The organism is Corynebacterium kalidii, from assembly GCF_022869005.1.
Classification (GTDB): Bacteria; Actinomycetota; Actinomycetes; order Mycobacteriales; family Mycobacteriaceae; genus Corynebacterium; species Corynebacterium kalidii.
This window is the reverse complement of sequence record NZ_JALIEA010000013.1, coordinates 99,129-116,987: the sequence shown is the minus strand read 5'-3', so window position 1 is coordinate 116,987 and position 17,859 is coordinate 99,129. Positions and strand designations below refer to the sequence as shown.

At 72.3% G+C, this 17,859-nt stretch carries 17 protein-coding genes; 8 read left to right on the top strand and 9 right to left on the bottom strand.

The genetic code is table 11. The features are described from left to right. Nucleotides 1-42: 42 nt before the first annotated feature. From MUN33_RS08800 to MUN33_RS08790, 3 genes are read left to right on the top strand one after another with little or no spacing between them, the layout of a single operon-like run. Entirely contained in the window at nt 43-1,119 is a 1,077-nt protein-coding gene (locus MUN33_RS08800; RefSeq protein ID WP_244804679.1) for a FecCD family ABC transporter permease, read from the top strand. Continuing rightward, complete coding sequence (locus tag MUN33_RS08795) at nt 1,116-2,072, top strand: ABC transporter substrate-binding protein (protein ID WP_244804550.1); 957 nt, start codon at nt 1,116-1,118, stop codon at nt 2,070-2,072. The genes MUN33_RS08800 and MUN33_RS08795 overlap by 4 nt, the downstream gene beginning before the upstream one ends. Then, nucleotides 2,069-2,878, top strand: a complete 810-nt coding sequence (locus MUN33_RS08790; protein ID WP_244804549.1) for an ABC transporter ATP-binding protein — start codon at nt 2,069-2,071, stop codon at nt 2,876-2,878. Before MUN33_RS08795 ends, MUN33_RS08790 begins: the two co-directional genes overlap by 4 nt. On the opposite strand, the gene MUN33_RS08785 is transcribed toward MUN33_RS08790, so the two are convergent. Beyond that, nucleotides 2,827-4,179 (bottom strand): DUF3100 domain-containing protein, encoded by a 1,353-nt coding sequence (locus tag MUN33_RS08785; protein WP_244804548.1) that lies wholly within the window; start codon nt 4,177-4,179, stop codon nt 2,827-2,829. The genes MUN33_RS08790 and MUN33_RS08785 overlap by 52 nt on opposite strands. Nucleotides 4,180-4,352: 173 nt before the next feature. Next, nucleotides 4,353-5,345: an Lrp/AsnC family transcriptional regulator gene (locus tag MUN33_RS08780; protein WP_244804547.1), complete on the bottom strand. Its 993-nt coding sequence runs from the start codon at nt 5,343-5,345 to the stop codon at nt 4,353-4,355. Between the two features lie 137 nt (nt 5,346-5,482). Between MUN33_RS08780 and MUN33_RS08775 the strand changes: the two genes are divergently transcribed. Together MUN33_RS08775 and MUN33_RS08770 are read left to right on the top strand one after the other, a co-directional pair. Then, nucleotides 5,483-6,697, top strand: a complete 1,215-nt coding sequence (locus tag MUN33_RS08775; RefSeq protein WP_244804546.1) for an amidohydrolase — start codon at nt 5,483-5,485, stop codon at nt 6,695-6,697. A gap of 2 nt (nt 6,698-6,699) precedes the next feature. Beyond that, nucleotides 6,700-8,082: an L-serine ammonia-lyase gene (locus tag MUN33_RS08770; RefSeq protein ID WP_244804545.1), complete on the top strand. Its 1,383-nt coding sequence runs from the start codon at nt 6,700-6,702 to the stop codon at nt 8,080-8,082. Here the strand turns inward: MUN33_RS08770 and MUN33_RS08765 are convergent. Then, complete coding sequence (locus MUN33_RS08765; protein WP_244804544.1) at nt 8,063-9,535, bottom strand: PepSY-associated TM helix domain-containing protein; 1,473 nt, start codon at nt 9,533-9,535, stop codon at nt 8,063-8,065. The genes MUN33_RS08770 and MUN33_RS08765 overlap by 20 nt on opposite strands. Nucleotides 9,536-9,729: 194 nt before the next feature. Between MUN33_RS08765 and MUN33_RS08760 the strand changes: the two genes are divergently transcribed. The 3 genes from MUN33_RS08760 (at nt 9,730) to MUN33_RS08750 (ending at nt 12,172) form a co-directional block, all read left to right on the top strand. Next, nucleotides 9,730-10,329, top strand: a complete 600-nt coding sequence (locus MUN33_RS08760) for a copper chaperone PCu(A)C (RefSeq protein ID WP_244804543.1) — start codon at nt 9,730-9,732, stop codon at nt 10,327-10,329. Continuing rightward, complete coding sequence (locus MUN33_RS08755; protein ID WP_244804542.1) at nt 10,316-11,551, top strand: Dyp-type peroxidase; 1,236 nt, start codon at nt 10,316-10,318, stop codon at nt 11,549-11,551. The genes MUN33_RS08760 and MUN33_RS08755 overlap by 14 nt, the downstream gene beginning before the upstream one ends. Nucleotides 11,552-11,686: 135 nt before the next feature. Then, the gene (locus tag MUN33_RS08750; protein WP_244804541.1) at nt 11,687-12,172 is read left to right on the top strand and encodes a hypothetical protein; all 486 of its coding nucleotides are present in this window, start codon (nt 11,687-11,689) and stop codon (nt 12,170-12,172) included. A gap of 4 nt (nt 12,173-12,176) precedes the next feature. Here the strand turns inward: MUN33_RS08750 and MUN33_RS08745 are convergent, their stop codons facing one another. The 6 genes from MUN33_RS08745 to MUN33_RS08720 form a co-directional block, all read right to left on the bottom strand. After that, the gene (locus MUN33_RS08745; RefSeq protein WP_244804540.1) at nt 12,177-12,380 is read right to left on the bottom strand and encodes a hypothetical protein; all 204 of its coding nucleotides are present in this window, start codon (nt 12,378-12,380) and stop codon (nt 12,177-12,179) included. Next, a complete protein-coding gene (locus tag MUN33_RS08740) occupies nt 12,380-12,799 on the bottom strand; it encodes a hypothetical protein (protein ID WP_244804539.1) in 420 nt (139 codons plus the stop codon). The genes MUN33_RS08745 and MUN33_RS08740 overlap by 1 nt, the downstream gene beginning before the upstream one ends. Before the next feature lie 63 nt (nt 12,800-12,862). Next, complete coding sequence (locus tag MUN33_RS08735; protein WP_244804538.1) at nt 12,863-14,509, bottom strand: ATP-binding cassette domain-containing protein; 1,647 nt, start codon at nt 14,507-14,509, stop codon at nt 12,863-12,865. Nucleotides 14,510-14,702: 193 nt separating this feature from the next. Then, a complete protein-coding gene (locus tag MUN33_RS08730) occupies nt 14,703-16,316 on the bottom strand; it encodes an ABC transporter permease (RefSeq protein ID WP_244804537.1) in 1,614 nt (537 codons plus the stop codon). Continuing rightward, nucleotides 16,313-17,218: an ABC transporter ATP-binding protein gene (locus tag MUN33_RS08725; protein ID WP_244804536.1), complete on the bottom strand. Its 906-nt coding sequence runs from the start codon at nt 17,216-17,218 to the stop codon at nt 16,313-16,315. Before MUN33_RS08725 ends, MUN33_RS08730 begins: the two co-directional genes overlap by 4 nt. Next, nucleotides 17,215-17,811, bottom strand: a complete 597-nt coding sequence (locus MUN33_RS08720) for a TetR/AcrR family transcriptional regulator (protein WP_244804535.1) — start codon at nt 17,809-17,811, stop codon at nt 17,215-17,217. Before MUN33_RS08720 ends, MUN33_RS08725 begins: the two co-directional genes overlap by 4 nt. Nucleotides 17,812-17,859 lie beyond the last annotated feature (48 nt).

Genomic DNA, 17,859 nt, shown 5'->3' with positions numbered 1-17,859 from the left:
CCCGTGATCACCACTGCAGAGCACCCGGCGACGTCCGGCCACATCCGGACCGCTGTCCCGGCCGACCGGTCGGCGCGCCGACGGACCGTCCTGTGGACCTCCACACTCGCCGTCACCCTGTTGGGCACCATGGTGGTGAGCGTCGGTGTCGGCCCGGTCGCCGTCTCCCCCGCCGACTCCGCCCGCATCCTGGCCCACCACCTCCTCGGCACCTCCCTCGAGATACCGGACGGCACCGACCTCTCCCGCCTTGACGCGGTGGTCTGGACGATCCGTGCCCCGCGGGCCGTCCTCGCCGCCGCGGTCGGTGCCGGACTCGCCGTCGCCGGGGTGATCCTGCAGGCCACCGTCCGCAACATCCTCGCCGACCCCTACGTCCTCGGCGTCAACTCCGGTGCCTCCGTCGGGGCCGCCGCCGCGATCCTCACCGGGGCCGGTGCCGCCGCCGGCGACTACGCCCTGCAGACCAGCGCCTTCCTCGGCGCGGCCGTCGCCTCCGCCGTCGTCTTCGGTGTCGCCCGCACCGCCGGGCGGGTCACCGCCACCCGGCTGGTCATGGCCGGCATCGCCGTCGGCTACGCCCTGTCCGCGGTGACCAGCTTCATGGTCTTCGCCTCCGACTCCACCGAGTCCTCCCGCTCGGTGATGTTCTGGCTGCTCGGCTCCCTCGGCCTGGCGTCCTGGTCCGGCCCGTTGGCCGCCGTCGTCGTCACCGTCCTGGCGGTCACCGCCGTCCTGCTGGTCGTCGCCCCGCGGGTGGACGCGCTGGCCGCCGGCGACGACACCGCCCTCACCCTCGGTGTCTCCCCGGAACGGCTGCGGGTCCTGCTCCTCGTCCTGTCGTGCCTCCTCGTCGGCACCGTCGTGGCGATGGCCGGTTCCATCGGCTTCGTCGGCCTGGTCGTCCCGCACCTCGCCCGACGCCTCGTCGGCGGCACCCACCGCGCGTCCGTCCCCGTCGCCGCGCTCCTCGGCGCCGTCCTGTTGTGCTGGGCCGACACCGGTGCCCGCACCCTGCTCGCACCGCAGGAGATCCCCGTCGGTGTCGTCACCGCACTCGTCGGTGCCCCGTTCCTCCTGCTACTCGTCCACCGCATGCACCAGGGGGCCGCCTCATGAAGCGCAGCACCGCGTCGGCCGTCGTCGCGTCCTCCCTGCTCCTGGCGTCCTGCACCGCCCAGGCGCAGGACGCCGCGGTCCGCGTCGACAACTGCGGCGACACCGTCGCCCTCGACCACGTCCCGGACAACGTGACCATGCTGAATCCCGCGGCGGTGACCACGCTCAGCGCCCTCGGCGTGCTCGACCACGTCACACACCGGGCCGGACACTATCCCGACGGGTACTACGACGACGCCACCACCGCGGCCCTCGCCGACATCCCCTCGATCACCGACCGCGCCGACGACTCCGGCCACCTGCAGATCTCCCGCGAGGAGGTCGTGGCCTCCGGCGCCGACCTCGTCCTCGGCTCCACCGACACCGTCAACCGTCGCACCCTGGCCGGCACCGGCACACCCCTCATCGACGAACCGGCCTTCTGCGGCGCGGTCGACGGCGACGTCACCTGGGACGACGTCTGGGACCAGGTGCGGCTCTACGGCACCGTCTTCGACCGGGAGGCCCGGGCCGACGAGGTCGTCGACCAGCTCCGCGACCGGTTGGACGCCCTGCGCGCCCGTGCAGACGCCCCCGGCGCCGGACGCAGCGTCGCCGTCCTCTACCCCACCGCCGGCGGGACGACCTACGCCTACGGCACCGGCTCGATGGCCGCCCCCGTCGTCGCCGCGACCGGGGCGTCCAACGTCTACGCCGACCAGCCCGAACGGGTCTTCGACGTCGCCGCCGAGGACGTCGTGGCCCGCGACCCCGACGTCATCGTCGCCCTGTACAGCTCCGGAAACAGTCGCCGCGTCGTCGACGACGTGAACCGTCTCCCCGGCATCGACCGCACCACCGCCGGACGCCGGCAGCACATCCTGCCGATGCTGCTGAACCACGCCGAACCGCCGACCCCGCTCGCCCTCGACGGCGTGGAGATCCTCGACGCCTACCTGCGGGAGAACCGGTGATCACCGCCGAGGACATCCGGGTCAGCCGCGCCGGACGGACCGTCGTCGACGGCGTCTCTCTCACCGTGCCCTCCACCGGGACGCTCGGGATCGTCGGGCCCAACGGGTCGGGGAAGACCACGCTGCTGCGCGCCCTCCACGCGGCGGTGCCGCTGAGCGGCGGGCGCGTCCTGCTCGACGGCCACGACCTCGCGACCATGCGACGCCGCGACATCGCCACCCGCATCGCCGTCGTCGCCCAGGAACGCGACAGCGCGGACACCGGCGTGCCGATGAACGTCACCGAACTGGTCACCCTCGGCCGGCTGCCGCACCGGGGGTTCGGGGCACGCACCACCGGCCACGACCGGGCCGTGGTCGCCGGCGCCCTCGACGCCGTCGGACTCACCGACCTCGCCCGGCGCGACGTGGCCGGGCTCTCCGGCGGGGAACGTCAACGCACCCTCATCGCCCGCGCACTGGCCCAGCAGACCCCGCACATCCTGCTCGACGAGCCGACGAACCACCTCGACATCCGCTACCGGCACGACATCCTCGAACTCGTCGGCGGCCTGCCCGGGTCCGCCGTGGTGCTCCACGACCTCAACCTCGCCGCCCGCTACTGCGACCGCATCGTGGTCCTCGACGCCGGACGGGTCGTCGCCGAGGGCACGCCGGGGGCGGTGCTCGTCCCGGAGGTCCTGGAGCCGGTGTACCGGCGGCCGGTGACCCGCGTCGACGTCGACGGGGAGGTCACCCTGGTGTTCCCGCGGACCTACCCGATGAACCGCAGCACACCCTCGGCGATCACCGTGGAGGCCAGGTAGGTCGACACGATGACGACGACGCCGACCGGGATGATCTTCCAGCCGATCTGGCGGAGCAGCGGGATGTCCTTGCCGATACTCAGCCCCGCCACCGTGAGCATCATGGTGATCACGGCGAGGAAGTCCACACTCGACGAGATCTCCAGCAGCCACGGCGCCACCGGCGACGCCGGGACCGTCAGCAGGGTGCCCACCGTGATCACCACGATGATCGCCGGCACCTTGCCCCGGGTGAGCCTGGCGACGGTGAGCCCCAGCGTGGTCAGCGCCGAGAGGGCGAGGAAGGTGAGGACCATGTCCCAGGAGAAGCCCCCGGCGAGCACGGACGAGACCGCGACGCCGGCGAGGCCGATGATCGCCAGGGAGATCCACAACGGCATCTTCACCAGCGGTACGTCGGTGACCGCGGCAGCCAGGTCCCCCGAGGTCTTCAGGACCTTGTCGGCCGCCCCGTCCTTCTCACCCTGACGCCGGGTGAGGAAGCGGTAGAACCGGTCCGCCAGCGGCAGCGCGACCCAGACCCCCAGGTAGACGCCGGCGATCGAGGCGATGAGGTTCGCCGTGGTGCTCAGCGCGAGGATCTGGTCGGCGAACTCCGGGTGCGCCGCCGTCACCGACGCCGTGCCCGCGGCCATCATCGACCCCGACCCCACACCGGCACCCATCGCCAGCGCCCGCCAGTCGAAGATCCCCAGCGAGGACGCCAGTGACGCGATGAGACTGATGATCACCGCCCCGAACACCGAGCCGAAGATGTACATCGACAGCACGCCCCGGTACTGTTGGGAGTTCGTCCCGAACCGCTCGGTGACCATGGCGAAGGCGCCCTCACGGTCGATCGAGAAGGTGGCGCCCACCGTGGCGGCCCCCATGCGCAGCATCACCGCCAACGGGAGGGCGAGACAGATCGGGCCGATGATGTTGCCGACCTCCTGCAGCAGCAGCGCCGGCCCGGCCTCCAGCAGGAACGGGATGTTCGGCCCCAGGGTGAACGACAGGCGGGCGACCAGCACCAGCACCGCCGCCCCCATGACCACGTTCGCCACGTGCTGCAGGTCCAGCGGCAACGGGCGGATCCGTTGTGTCGACACCGCCACGCCCATCACCAGGGCCCAGATCATCGGCAGCAGGGACAGTGCGGCGAACCCGAGCGAGATCTCGAGGGGGCCGATGAGCTGGGCGACCGCGGCGATGACGACGACCAGTCCGGCCAGCACCCAGAGTCCACGGTCGCGCAGGGACGGGGCGATGACGCGGGGTGCGGCGGCGACCGACGGCGCGTCCGCGGGCTTGTTGCTCATGGCGGGATCTCTTCTCGTGGCGGGTTCACTGCGTATCCCCCGGGGAGTCCGCACGGGGGACCGCACTGGGACACCGCACCGGGGAATGGCGCGAAAATACGTGACCTCCCCCACACATGCGCCAGGTTGCAGGAAAACAGCGGCCACGGGGACCGATCTGCAGGATCCGACGGTCAGGGCATGGGCACCGTCCGCCCGGTGGCGTCCCCGTGCTCGTCGAGGAGGTGCCCGAGGTGCTTCAGGGAACGCAGCACCACGGACCGGTCGACGATCCGCACCCCGGACAGCCGCTCCTCCAGCACGGCCTCCAGTTTGTTCACCTCCCTCAGCGAGCGCAGCCACGCCGCCATGATCACGTTGTACTCACCGGTCGCCGTCACCACGAGCCGCGCCTCGTCGATCCTGCTGAGCACCGGACCGACCCGCGACACCTTGTCCGCCGGCACCTGGAGGAAGTACCACACCGACACCGGCCACGGCGTCCGGGCACGCGCCACGTCCACCCGGACGGTGTAGCGGTCGGTGGCGGTCATCGCGGCGACCACCTCACGGGCCTTCCGCGGGGTGATCCCCGCGGCCTGCGCCACCTGCGTCGCCGACGCCCGCCCGTCCACCGCCAGCGCCTCCCGGACCTTCTCCAGCTCCCCCGGCGCGAGGCGCGGCATCGTCCCGCGTCCTGCACGTTCCCCGACGGCGGTGACCTTGTCCACCTCGTCCCGGGAGAGCGCACGCAGCCGCCACCCCTGCGCGTCGGCGACGATCCGGGACACCAGGTGCGTCCGCACCCGCCGCACCCCGTCCAGCTGCTGGATGTGCTCCAGCGTCCAGCGCGCCAACGCCGGGGTGTCCGGGGTCAGCAGGCTGAGCATGATGTCCCGGGCCCCGGCCGTGAGGTCGATGGTGAAGGCGCCCCGCTCCTCCGCCAGCGCCTGCGCCACCCGGAGGGTGTCCCCCGGCCGGCACTCGATCTCGATGAGGGAGAACACCGCGTCCGGGTCCCACCCGTAACCGGTGACGTAGACCGCCCCCTGGTCACGCAGCCGCGACCACCGGCGGGCGAGGGTGACCGGGTCCGCCCCGACGACGGGTGCGAGCCCCGTCCACGCCGCACGTGGCGCCACCTGGACGGCGTGGACCAGTCGCTCGTCGAGCGCGTCAAGTGTCATTTCCTGCGTCATCCGACCATTTTCCGTTGATTTCCTGCTACCCGTCCTGCAACCGTGCACCACTCACTACATTGGGCCCACATTACCCCTGAACCGTGCACCACCCCGTGCACCCGCCACGCCCCCGGGAGCCCCGCATGACCGACCTCCTCGACCCCGCCACCGCCACCGCGGCCGTCACCGCCCGCATCGACGCCCACCGCGACCGGCTGCTCGAGATCAGCCACACCCTCCACGCCCACCCCGAGCTCGCCTTCGAGGAGCACGACTCCGCGGCGCTGGTCGCCGAGGAACTGCGCGCCGCCGGCTTCGACGTCACCGTCGGGGTGTACGGCCTGGACACCGCGATCGAGGCCACCTACGGCGACGGGGACTTCGTCGTCGCCGTCTGCGCCGAGTACGACGCACTGCCCGGCATCGGCCACGCCTGCGGCCACAACATCATCGCCACCGCCGGACTCGGTGCGGCCCTGGGGCTCGCCGAGATCGCCGACCCCGCCGGCATCCGGGTGAAGCTGCTCGGCACCCCCGCCGAGGAACACGGCGGCGGGAAGGTCCTGATGCTGCGCGACGGTGCCTGGGAGGACGCCACGGTGTCCCTCATGGCCCACGGCGGGCCGGGCACCGACACCCGCTGCGAGGCCTTCCGCAGCCAGGCCGTCGACCGCTTCAAGGTCACCTACACCGGCACCCCCGCCCACGCCGCCGCCGCACCGCAGAACGGGGTCAACGCCCTCGACGCCGCCACCGTCGCCCTGACGTCCGTCGGCCTGCTGCGGCAGCAGCTCGACGACTCCGTGCGCGTCGCCGGGGTCGTCACCGACGGCGGGGACGTCACCAACATCATCCCCGCCCACACCGAGGTCGACGCCGAAGTCCGTGCCTTCGACATGGACGTCCTGGAGGACGCCAAGCGACGGGTGATGAACTGCTTCGAGGCCGGCGCCCTGGCCTCGGGGTGCTCCTGGACCGTCGAGGAGACCGAACCCCGCTACGCCAGCCTCGTGCAGGACCCCCTCCTCGCCCAGGCGTGGGACGACGCCCTCACCGGGCTCGGACGCGAGGTCGCCACACAGGCCGGGGGCACCGGCGGTTCCACCGACATGGGCAACGTCTCCCAGGTCGTGCCCTCGATCCACCCGATGATCGCCCTGCTGGGCACCGACGCCCCGCCGCACACCACCGGCTTCGCCACCGCCGCGGCCACCCCGGCCGGCGACGACGCCGCCATCGACGCCGCCAAGGGCCTGGCCTTCGCCGCCGCCACCGTGGCGCTGACCCCCGCGTCCCGCTCCGACCTGCTCGCCCGACAGGCCGCCCGTCCCGCCGGAGCGACCACGGTAGAGTCCTGAGCATGACCTCCCCGACGGTCTACGTCTCCGCCCTCGACCTGTTCTCCATCGGCATCGGCCCGTCGTCCTCGCACACCGTCGGCCCGATGCGCGCCGGTGCGGACTTCGCCGCCCGCGTCGCCGACCTGCCCGGCATCACCCGGGTCACCGTCGGGCTCCACGGGTCGCTCTCCGCGACCGGACGCGGCCACGGCACCCCCGACGCCGTCGTCGCCGGACTCCGCGGGGCGGCACCGGAGACCTGCGACCCCGACGAGGTCCGCGGCGCCTGGTCGGCGCTGACCGGGGAACCGACCCGGCTGCTGCTCGACGGCCGGACCCCGGTCGCCCTCCACCGCGACGACGTGGTCTTCCACCCGGCCTCGCGCGCCCTCCCCCACCCGAACACCATGGTGCTGCAGGCGTGGGTCGACGGGTCCGGCACCCCGGCCGTCGAGGAGACCTACCTGTCCGTCGGCGGCGGGTTCATCGAACGCGTCGGAGACACGGGAGACGCAGGGGGCACAGGGGACGCGGCACCGGCGGTACCGTCGGGGGACGCCCCCGCGTTCCGTGACGCCGCCGGCCTGCTCGCCCTGTGCACCGACGGCCGCACCATCGCCGACGTCGCCTGGGCCACCGAATACTCCCGCCGCTCCCCTGCCGAGGTCACCGACGGTATCGACGCCATCTGGGCGACGATGCGCACCTGCGTCGACGCCGGACTGCACACCGACGGCGTCCTGCCGGGACGCCTGCACGTCCGGCGCCGCGCCGCCGCCATGCGCCGACGCCTGGAGGACGACCCCACCGCCGCCGTCGACGAATGGCTGCACGTCTACGCCCTGGCCGTCAATGAGGAGAACGCCGCCGGCGGGCGCGTCGTCACCGCCCCCACCAACGGCGCCGCCGGCATCATCCCCGCCGTCCTGCACTACTGGTGGCGGACCACCCCCGGAGCCACCGACCGCGACGTGCGCACATTCCTGCTCACCGCCGCGGCGGTCGGTTCACTGATCAAGGCCAACGCCTCGATCTCCGGCGCCGAGGGCGGCTGCCAGGCCGAGGTCGGCTCCGCCTGCGCGATGGCCGCCGCCGGGTTCTGTGCGGTCCGCGGCGGCACCGCCGCACAGGTGGAGAACGCCGCCGAGATCGCCGTGGAGCACCACCTCGGGCTGACCTGCGACCCGATCGGCGGGCTGGTGCAGATCCCCTGCATCGAACGCAACGCCGTCGCCGCCTCCACCGCCGTCACCGCCGCCCGCATCGCGCTCGCCGGCGACGGCTCCCACGTGGTCTCTCTCGACGCCGTCATCCAGACCATGCGCGAGACCGGTGCCGACATGAACGACAAGTACAAGGAGACCAGCCGCGGCGGGCTCGCCGTCAACGTGGTGGAGTGCTGACTCTGCGCCGCACCGCGTCCCACAGCGCACTGACCAGGACGAAGGCCAGGCAGGTCACGCCGAACAGCGGGGCGACGACCCCGTAGGCGACCAGCGCGGCGACCAGGACGACGGTGCCCGCGGTGGGACGTGACCACGGGACCCGGCGGGGCGGGCCGGCCAGGCGCCCGGCCGGGCTTCCGACGGGGCGCCGCTTCCACCACATCGCGTAACCCCAGCAGACCATCGCGATGATCGCGGCGGCCAAGGCGGCGAGCACGATCTGGTTCGGCAGCCCGAACAGGGTGCCCATGTGCAGCTGGATCAGCCAGCTCGTCGCCTGCGCCGCCAGGGGCCAGTCGGTGAAGTCGAGACGGTCGGTGACCTCCCCGGTGGCCCAGTCGACCGCCACCGCGTCGTTGGTCAGCCGGTAGGCGGCGCGGTCCTCGGCGGCCGTCCACGCCTGCCCCTCCACCGTCGGAGGTGTGACCGTCAACGGGGTGCGCAGCTCCTGCACCGCCGTCGCCGCGACACGGTCGACTGACCCGGCGTTCAACCCGCTGACCCGCACCGCACCACCCGGCGGGTGGTCACCGTGCCCGCTGTGCCCGGCGTGCGCGCCGGCGTCGGCGGACGGGCTGACCTCCTGCGCCCCCGGCAGCGACGACGACACCGACGGTGTGCCCCAGTCCAACGACGCACGCACCTCCCCGATCGTGCCGCCGGCCACCGACGACCAGGTCAGCCCGGTGACGGTCAGGAACACCATGCCCGCCACCACCAGCGTCCCCGTCGCCCCGTGCAGCCGCATCGTCCGGACCCGGCCGGCGCCGCCGGTACGCAGCATCGCCCGGACCCTCGAGGAGCCTGTCCGTCCTGTCCGGCCCGTCGGTTGCCGCTGCCACCACATCACCACGCCGCCGACCGCGAGGACACCCAACCAGCTCGCCGCGGTCTCGGAGTACAGGCGCCCCGGCTCGCCGAGCCACGCGGTGCGGTGGCCGTCGGCGATCCACTGCCGCAACGGCAGCGACCCGGAGCTGCCGTACTGGGTGCTGTCACCGGTCACCTCCCCGGTCCAGGGGTCCAGGAACACCGCCCGCAGCGTGGACTCCGGCAGGTCCGGGTCGCTGAACAGCACGCGGGTGGTCTCGTCGTCGTCACCGATCCGCACCCCCGCCAGGGCCAGGTCCGGGTGCGCCGCCTGCGCCGTCGACACCAGCGCGCTCACCGGGACCCGGTCGGCCTCCGTCGCGCCGTCGGGGGCCTCGGCGGTGAGCATGGGCCGGTTCGTCACCTGCTCCACCGTCGGGGCGACGGCGTAGAGCAGGCCGGTCACCGCCGCGACGAGGATCAACGGGGCGCACAGCACCCCGGCGAAGAAGTGCAGGCGCCGCAGCAGGCTGTGCTGCCGACGGTCCCCGACGCCACCCGGGCGCGGCGGGGACGGCGGGCGGGAGGATGCGTTCGTCACGGTGCTGGTCACGACGGAGTTGTCGGATCCGCGGGCCCGTCGGTTCCGGCGCGGCGTCGCACGGGGGTACGGACCGGGGCCGCCCACCACCCCCGGAGGTGATCCCGGCGACGTTCCGGAACTCTTCCGATCAACGGGCCGACTAGTAGGTTGACCAGTAGATCAGACTCATCCGTGACCTCCAGGAGTGTTCGATGACCGACACCACGACGCGCCGCCTCACCGCCGCCGCCCTCGCCTCCGTCCTCGCCCTCGGGCTCGCCGCCTGCGGCAGCGACACCGCCGACACCGCCGACACCGGACAGACGACGTCGTCCGCCGGGCAGGACAGCACCCAGAGCGGCGATGCCCTCACGTTCTCGGACGGCTACGTCGGCGCCAAGGACACCGAGACCTCCATGACCGCCGTCTTCGGCGAACTGACCAACTCCACCGACGAGGACATCCACCTCACCCGCGCCACCGGTGACCTCGAGGGCGTCTACCAGTTCCACGAGACCGTCGACGGCATCATGAAGGAGACCGACGACGGACTCGTGGTCCCGGCGAACGGCAGCGTCGACATGGAACCGGGCAGCACCCACATCATGATCATGGAGAACCACGACGAGATCGCCGCCGGCGACGCACTCACCCTCACCCTCACCGCCGAGGACGGCACCACCTACGAGATCAAGGACATCCCCGTGCGTGTGCAGCAGTCCGCCCACGAGGACTACGGCACAGAGGGCACCGAGGGCGCTGACGGCACAGAAGGCACAGGCGACGAGCACGGCGACCATGCCGGGCACTGACCCGCACACGGTGCACCGGGGCCTGACCCGGCGCGGATTCCTCAGCGGTCTCGGTACCCTCGGTGTGCTCGGTGCCGCCGGTGTCACCGCGTCCTGCGCCGACAACCGGGAGGTTCCGGCCGCCGCGGCGGAGGACGCCCCGTCCACCGTCCCCTTCGACGGCGCGCACCAGGCCGGCATCGCCACCCCGCCCCAGTCCCACAACACCACCGTCGCCTTCTCCCTGCGCGACGGTGCCGACCGCACCACCGTCCAACGTCTCCTGCGGATCTGGACCGGCGACGCCCGACGCCTCTGCGCCGGCACCCCTGTGCTGGCCGACCTGGAGCCGGAACTGTCGACGAACCCGGGGAACCTCACCGTCACCTGCGGTTTCGGGGCGGGCCTGTACGCCGCCGCCGGCATCTCCGACAAGGCACCCTCGTGGCTGCGCCCATTGCCCCGCTTCGCCGCGGATGAACTGGACGACACCTGGGGCGACCGCGACATCGTCCTGCAGATCTGCGGCGACGACCGCACCACCGTCTCCCACGCCCTGCGCGTCCTCGTCCGCGGCGGCGCCGACTACGTCCGGCCGTCCTGGAGCCAGACCGGTTTCCTCGACATCCCCGTCACCGACGGCGAGCCCGGCACCCCGCGCAACCTCTTCGGGTTCAAGGACGGGACGGTCAACCCGCGCTCCGACGCCGAACTGGACGCCCAGGTGTGGAACGACGACGGCGGGACCTGCATGATCGTGCGGCGCATCGCCTTCGACATGCCGGAGTGGGAGTCCGTGGACCGCAGCACCCGCGAGGTCGCGATGGGCCGGACCATCGTCGAGGGCGCCCCGCTGAGCGGCGGGGACGAGTTCGCCGACGTCGACGTGGACAAGGTCGGCGACGACGGCCTGCCCCTCATCGACGCCCACTCCCACGTGGCCCTGGCGACCTCGCGCGACGGCGACGCCGAGCGCATGCTGCGGCGCGCGTACAACTACGACCTGCCCGTCACCGCCGGGCCCGCAGGCCTGCAGGACGCCGAGTTGATCGACCTCTCCGACACCGGCCTGGTCTTCACCTGCTTCCAGCGGGATCCGCGGACGTCCTTCATCCCGGTGCAGCGGCGCCTGGCCGACGGCGACCGGCTGAACGAGTGGATCACCCACGTGGGCTCGGCGGTGTTCCACGTCCCCGGTGGGACGGACGGCGAGAGTTACTGGGGCGAGGACCTGCTGGGGTGACCGGCCGCCGTATTCGGGTACCGGAATCCGGCGACCGGTGGCAGCGGATCCCGGATTCCGGCACCTGACGCAGGACCGGTCGTCGAGGAGTGACGGAGCTTTTCCCGGGAGAAGCAGATGACCTACGCTTCTTCCATGCGCCACAGGACACTCACAGCTCTGATCTGCCTCCCCGCCCTCGCCGCCGTGCTGACCGGATGCTCCGACGACGACACCACCACCCCGAACACCACCCCGGCCGCCACCAGCACCTCCACGTCGACCGCCACAGCCACCACAGCCGCCACGACCACCGCACCCCCGCCGTCCGAGCCGGATCCGACCAGAGGCGAGGTCGCACCCGACCCCGCGCCGGCTCCGTCGCCTGAACCGGCACCGGTACCTGCGCCCGCACCCGCCCCGGTCGTCACCGGGCCGCAGCTCGGCGACCAGTGCATCGGTGCGGACATCGGACGTACCGCCGTCGCCGCCGACGGGACGGCGATCATGTGCGACAACTACGTCTGGCAGCTCAACCAGGGGCAGACGCCCAGCCACCCGTGGGTGGACGGCCAACGCGAGTGGGCCGAATGCGTCGAGAACGCCACCACCGAGGAGTGCCGGGTGATGCTGACCCCCTGACCCCTCACATGAGGAAGATGAAGCACCCCACCGTGGCGAGGATCATCACCGCCATGAACAGCAGCGTCACCACGTCTGCCGTGGACGACCCGGGGATCTCCGGCTGCCGGGGGTACTCCTCCATGCCCTCCATGCCCTCCATGCCCTCCGGGGACTCGGTGAACTCAGTAACTTCGGTGACCTCGGGAGCCTCAGACTCGGGTTTCATCACGACACCAATCCAATGAACTCGTAGGCGAGCGTCCCGATGAGGATCAGGAACACCACCGCCATGAACCATGTGTACGTCCACTTGCCCGGGTGGTCGGTACGCCAGAAGCGGCGCATGCTCACCGTCCCGTTCACCAGCGCCAGCAGGCACAGGGTGATGCTCAACGGCGTCGCGACCATCCCCGCCACGCTGACAACGGGGATCAGGATCGGCACCAGCAGGTAGGTGATCGTGCACCGCACGGCGGAGAACACGATCGCCCAGCGGAACGCCCGGTGGGCGCCGGCGACCGCCTCCATGTCGATCCGGTCGACCTCCTTCACGCGGAGCAACCGGAGCATGAACCGGTCGGCGGACGACACCGGCGCCGCAGTCTCCCGGGCCTCCGCGACCGGGGCGTGGCTGAGTGTGGACATGGATCCCAGGCTAGCGCTTCCGCCGTCCGGTGTCCTAACCATGCGCGACGGCCGGGGAAGCCGTCATCCCAGCGCCAGCACCGGCCACCGGCCCGTCCCGCCCGTCTCCCCGTCCCGGCCCACGAGGTCCCGCAGCATCTGCCGGTCGTGGGTGACCACGACGACGGCCGCCGCGGTCTCCCGCAGCGCGACGGTCAGCTCGTCCACCAACGTGGCCGAGAGGTGGTTCGTCGGCTCGTCGAGGACGAGCAGGTCAGGACGCGTGGCCAGGCACAGCGCCAGGTGCAGGCGCCGTCGCTGCCCCTGCGACAGTCGGCCCACCGGAGTGGACCGGGCCGTCCGGTCGAGCAGGCCGAGCGACGACAACGCCGGCCCGTCCGGCCCCGCGGCCCGGTCGTACACCTCGGCCGCGGGGGTGTCCCGCCCGGCGGCGTCCTTCCACGACGGGTCATGCTGGGTCAGGACGCTGACCCGCACCCCGTCGTGGACGTGGCAGCTACCCGTCGTCGGCGCAAGGGCGCCACGCAGGACGTCGACGAGGGTGGACTTCCCGGCCCCGTTCGGCCCGGTGACCACGAGGCGGTCGCCACCGGAGAGCTCGACGGAGACCGGGGCCGCCAGCCGCCCGTCCACCGTCACCCCGTCGCAGGTCAGCAGGGTGCGGCCCGGTGCCACGGCGAGCTCCGGCCAGTGCAGCCGCATCGGTGGTTCCGGCACGTCCACCGCGTGCCGGTCCAGGGCGTCCTGCCTGCGGTGCAGGGTCTGCACCGTGCCGGCCGCCCGGGTGGCGCGTTTGTGCTTGAAGTGGCCCTTCTCCGGACGCCAGCCGGTGGTCAGCCTCGCCCGCGCCTCGTCGACGGCGGTCTCGAGACGCCGGTGTTCGGCGACCTGTACGGCGTACTCCTGCTCCCAGTGTTCCCGTTCCGCCCTGCGCCGGGCGACCCATTCGTCGTAGGTGCCGGTGGTCGTCCGGGGCATCCCGTCGGACGTCGGGTCGAGGTCGAGGAAGGTGCACCGGCCGTCGGCGCTGAGGTCCCGTAGCAGGGCACGGTCGTGGGTGACCACCGCCACCGGGCCGCGGTGCGCCACCACCTGCGAGGTGAGGAAGCCCAGTGCCGTGGCGTCGAGGTGGTTGGTCGGCTCGTCGAGAAGGAGGATGCCGTCGCTGCCCAGCGCACAGGCCAACCGCACCCGGTAGCGCTGTCCGTGGGACAGGGTGGCCAGCTCACGGCCGCGGTCGGTGCAGGCGTCGAGCCCGGCCAGGGCGACGTCGACGCGGCGGGCGGCGTCCCAGGCATCGAGGCCGGTGGCGCGGTCCAGGGCCCGGGCGTAGGCCTGGTCGGCACCGGGGGTGCCGTCGGTGAGTGCGAGGGCCGCCGCGTCGAGCTCGGCGAGGGCCCGGTCGGCCTCCGCAGTGGCGCCGGCGATGAGGTCACCGACGGTGCGCCCGGGGTCGTCGGCCATGTCCTGCTGCACCAGGGTGACGGTGCCGGTGCGGGTCACGGTACCGGCGTCCGGCTCGCGGAGTCCGGCGAGGGTGTGCAGCAGGGTACTCTTGCCGACGCCGTTCTCACCGACGACGAGCAGGCGGGTGCCGGGTGGGACGGTGGCGGTCACGCCGGTGAGGATCCGGCGTCCGGCGACGGTGACGCCGAGGTCGACAGCGCGGATATGGGCATGGTGTTCTTCGGGGTTGTTCTGACGGGACATGTGTCCGTGTACTCCAGGGTCGTGGTCCGGAGCCGGGCAGCAGAAAATCCGCCGCCCGGCGATGAATCATCGTCGGCACGGCGGTGGAGGAGTCAGTCAGGAAACGGGAGTCCCCACCGCCGTCAGCGGTGGCCCCAGATCCTGGCGATCGAGAATCCCATGTCAGTCATACCGTCCAGCCTAGCAGTCCACCTCAGGTGGTGACCAGGTCACGGCGCCGGAACGCCCCGGTCCCCAGGGCCGTGAGCAGCACGGCCACCACCGTGAGCACGCCGACCGCACCCCAGGACAACGCCTCGCCGGGATACTGCCCGACGTGCCGGAACACGGAGGTGTCGAGGACCCCCTCGGGCAGGTCGACCATCTCACCGAAGAGCACGAACAGGGTGGAGCAGCCGAGCGCCACCCAGGCCAGACCGACCAGCCGCGGGACGAGCCCGTAGAGCAGGACCGCCACCCCGAGCAGCACCCACACCGCCGGGGTCTGCGCGACGTGCCCCAGCAGTGTCGGCCCCACGAGCCCGGCGTCGCCGAGACCGGCCGCGGCGCCGAGACCCGACCCGAGCCCGGCGAGGAACAGCAGCCACACCGCGCCCAGCGTGGTCACCCCGGTCCAGGACAGCAGCCACGACGGCCTGGACACCGCGGTGGACAGGACCGTCTCGGTGTGGAACCCCTGCTCCTGGCCCCTCAGCGCCTGCACCGACAGCAGGGCGTACACGGCGACCATCACCGCGAAGTAGATGCCCATGAACCCCAGGTAGCCGTCGACGATGCCCGCGGCCCCGCCGAAGACCGCCAGGATCTCGTCCGGCATCGCCTCCGCACCGTCGGCCATCGGCCCGGTGAACACCCCGAAGATCACGCCCGCCACCAGGATGGCGACCGACCACCCCACCAGGGACGCCCGCTGCAGCCGGAAGGCCAGCGCCACCGGCGTGGACAACCAGGGTGCCGCCGCCGTCGGCCCGGGCCGGTCCGCGACAAGCCCGGCGCCCAGGTCGCGACGTGACTGCAGGGCCACCCCGGCACCGGTCAGGACCAGTGCGGCGGCGACGGCGAGCAGCAACGGCCACCACCGGTCCAGGGTGTACGGCGCGGTCTGCTGCGACCACCCCAGCGGGGAGAGCCAGGACAGCCAGGCGATCCCGCCGTGGTGCCCGTGCTGCAGCGCCGACATGTCGCCCAGGCCGCGGACGACGAAGGCGACCGCCAGGACCGCACCGGCCACCGACGACCCCGCCCGGGAGAACGGGGACAGCTGGACGGTCACGGCCGCCACCCCGGCGAACACCAGGCCCACCGCACCGACGCCGGCGGCGAACAGCAGGTTCGACGACGTCGGTTCCGGCGCCATCGACGAGAACTGGAGGGCGCCCCACACGGCCACCGTCAGCAGGACGGTCATCGTCGCGGACAGCACCCACGCCGCGGCGAGCTGGGCGTGCCGTCCGACGACGTTGGCGCGCAGCAGTTCGGCCCGCCCCGTCTGCTCCTCCACCCGGGTGTGCCGGGACATGGTGGTCAACGTCATGATCGCCGCGCCGACCATCAGGACCAGGCCGTACTCCCCCACGAACAGGCGTGGCAGGGTGATCGCGTCGAAGCCGTAGCCGGGGCCGCCGATCAGGCCCATCACCGGTGTCGTCAGCACCGACGCGAACCCCTCCAGGGACTCCTGGTCCAGCACGGTGCCGAGCGCGTTGGCGAAGTAGGCGGTCAGCGCGGCCATGCCGAGCACCCACCCGGGCAGGCGGACCCGGTCACGGCGCAGCATGAACCGCAGCAGGGTCCATGTCCCGGTCATGACTCCTCCCCGTAGTGGCTCAGCAGCAGCTGTTCCAGCGTCGGCGGCGTCGCCGTGAGTGTCTCGACCCCGTGGGACGCCAGTTCGTCCATGATGCCGGGCAGGGCGACGGTGTCCGCCGCGAAGTGCACGTGTCCGCCGCCGTCCACGGTGAGGTCGTGGACGCCCGCCCGGTCGGCGAAGCCGTCCAACGGGCGGCTGGTCCGCACGGAGACCGCGGTGCGCTGCAGGTGACGCAGGTCGTCCAGCGTCCCGGTCTCCACGTCGCGGCCGGCCCGGATGATCGAGATGCGGTCGGCCAGCGCCTCGACCTGGGCGAGGATGTGGCTGGACAGCAGCACGGTCCGTCCGTCGTCGCGCACCGCCTCGCGGATGCACTCCTGGAACACCGCCTCCATCAGCGGGTCGAGGCCCGACGTCGGCTCATCGAGGAGCAGCAGGTCCACGTCGGACGCCAACGCCGAGATCAACGCGACCTTCTGCCGGTTGCCCTTGGAGTAGGTGCGTCCCTTCTTGCGGGGGTCGAGCTGGAAACGCTCGATCAGCTCGTCGCGTCGACGGGTGTCCACGCCACCCCGCAGCCGGGCGAAGAGGTCGATCGCCTCACCACCGGTGAGGTTCGGCCACAGCTCCACGTCGCCGGGGACGTAGGCCAGACGCCGGTGCAGGCCGACGGCGTCCTTCCAGGGGTCGCCGCCGAGGATCCGGGCGTGACCCTCGTCGTGTCGGAGGATCCCCAGCAGGATCCGGATCGTCGTGGACTTCCCCGCGCCGTTCGGTCCGAGGAAACCGTGGACCTCCCCGTGCTCCACCTGGAGGGTGAGCCCGTCGAGCGCGGTGACGTGGCCGTAGCGTTTGGTGACCCCCTGCAGGTCGACGGCAGGGGTGGTGGATTGTGTCATGACTTCTCCTCGTCGTCTTCGATGAGCCCGTTGCGGTAGATGTCGAACAATTGCGGCGCCAGGCGGGCGAAGGTGTCGGCCATGTCCGGTGTGCCCAGCACGCTGCCGATCCGCTGGTGCAGCATGGCCGGGGCGAGGCCCAGCAACGCCACGGTGCACGCCCTGGCCCGTCGGTCGCCGGCGGCCTCCCCCTGCGCCTCACGGAAGGTGTAGCCGGCGAAGCCGTCGTCGAGGATCCCCTCGATCGTGTCGACGTAGTGGTCGAAGAACCGCTGCCCGTGGTCGGACGGGTCGACCAGCGACGCCACGAGGTAGTGGACGTAGACCCGCATCCGCGGGCTGGCCAGCATGACCGGCAGCGCGGCGGTCCCTCCCGCCGCGTTGGCCCGCTTCGCCTCGGTGAGGGTGTCGAAGACGTGGTCGTCGCACGCCTGCCGCAGCCCGTCCCGGGAGCCGTAGTGGTGTAGGACGAGGCCCGGGGACACCCCGGCGGCGCCGGCGATCCCCCGGACGGTGGCCGCCCCGAACCCGCGGTCGGCGAACTCCGCCACGGCAGCCTCGAGGATGTCGGCGGACCTGTTGTCTGAACGCATGTTCAATATTAAACGCTTGTTCAGCCCTGCGTGTCAAGGGCCGGTCCC

Coding starts and splice junctions, on each gene's coding strand:
- MUN33_RS08795 (WP_244804550.1), top strand. CDS start 1,116: ATGAAGCGCAGCACCGCGTCGGCCGTCGTCGCGTCCTCCCTGCTCCTG.
- MUN33_RS08785 (WP_244804548.1), bottom strand. CDS start 4,179: ATGAGCAACAAGCCCGCGGACGCGCCGTCGGTCGCCGCCGCACCCCGC.
- MUN33_RS08780 (WP_244804547.1), bottom strand. CDS start 5,345: ATGACACTTGACGCGCTCGACGAGCGACTGGTCCACGCCGTCCAGGTG.
- MUN33_RS08775 (WP_244804546.1), top strand. CDS start 5,483: ATGACCGACCTCCTCGACCCCGCCACCGCCACCGCGGCCGTCACCGCC.
- MUN33_RS08770 (WP_244804545.1), top strand. CDS start 6,700: ATGACCTCCCCGACGGTCTACGTCTCCGCCCTCGACCTGTTCTCCATC.
- MUN33_RS08760 (WP_244804543.1), top strand. CDS start 9,730: ATGACCGACACCACGACGCGCCGCCTCACCGCCGCCGCCCTCGCCTCC.
- MUN33_RS08755 (WP_244804542.1), top strand. CDS start 10,316: ATGCCGGGCACTGACCCGCACACGGTGCACCGGGGCCTGACCCGGCGC.
- MUN33_RS08750 (WP_244804541.1), top strand. CDS start 11,687: ATGCGCCACAGGACACTCACAGCTCTGATCTGCCTCCCCGCCCTCGCC.
- MUN33_RS08745 (WP_244804540.1), bottom strand. CDS start 12,380: ATGAAACCCGAGTCTGAGGCTCCCGAGGTCACCGAAGTTACTGAGTTC.
- MUN33_RS08740 (WP_244804539.1), bottom strand. CDS start 12,799: ATGTCCACACTCAGCCACGCCCCGGTCGCGGAGGCCCGGGAGACTGCG.
- MUN33_RS08735 (WP_244804538.1), bottom strand. CDS start 14,509: ATGTCCCGTCAGAACAACCCCGAAGAACACCATGCCCATATCCGCGCT.
- MUN33_RS08730 (WP_244804537.1), bottom strand. CDS start 16,316: ATGACCGGGACATGGACCCTGCTGCGGTTCATGCTGCGCCGTGACCGG.
- MUN33_RS08725 (WP_244804536.1), bottom strand. CDS start 17,218: ATGACACAATCCACCACCCCTGCCGTCGACCTGCAGGGGGTCACCAAA.
- MUN33_RS08720 (WP_244804535.1), bottom strand. CDS start 17,811: ATGCGTTCAGACAACAGGTCCGCCGACATCCTCGAGGCTGCCGTGGCG.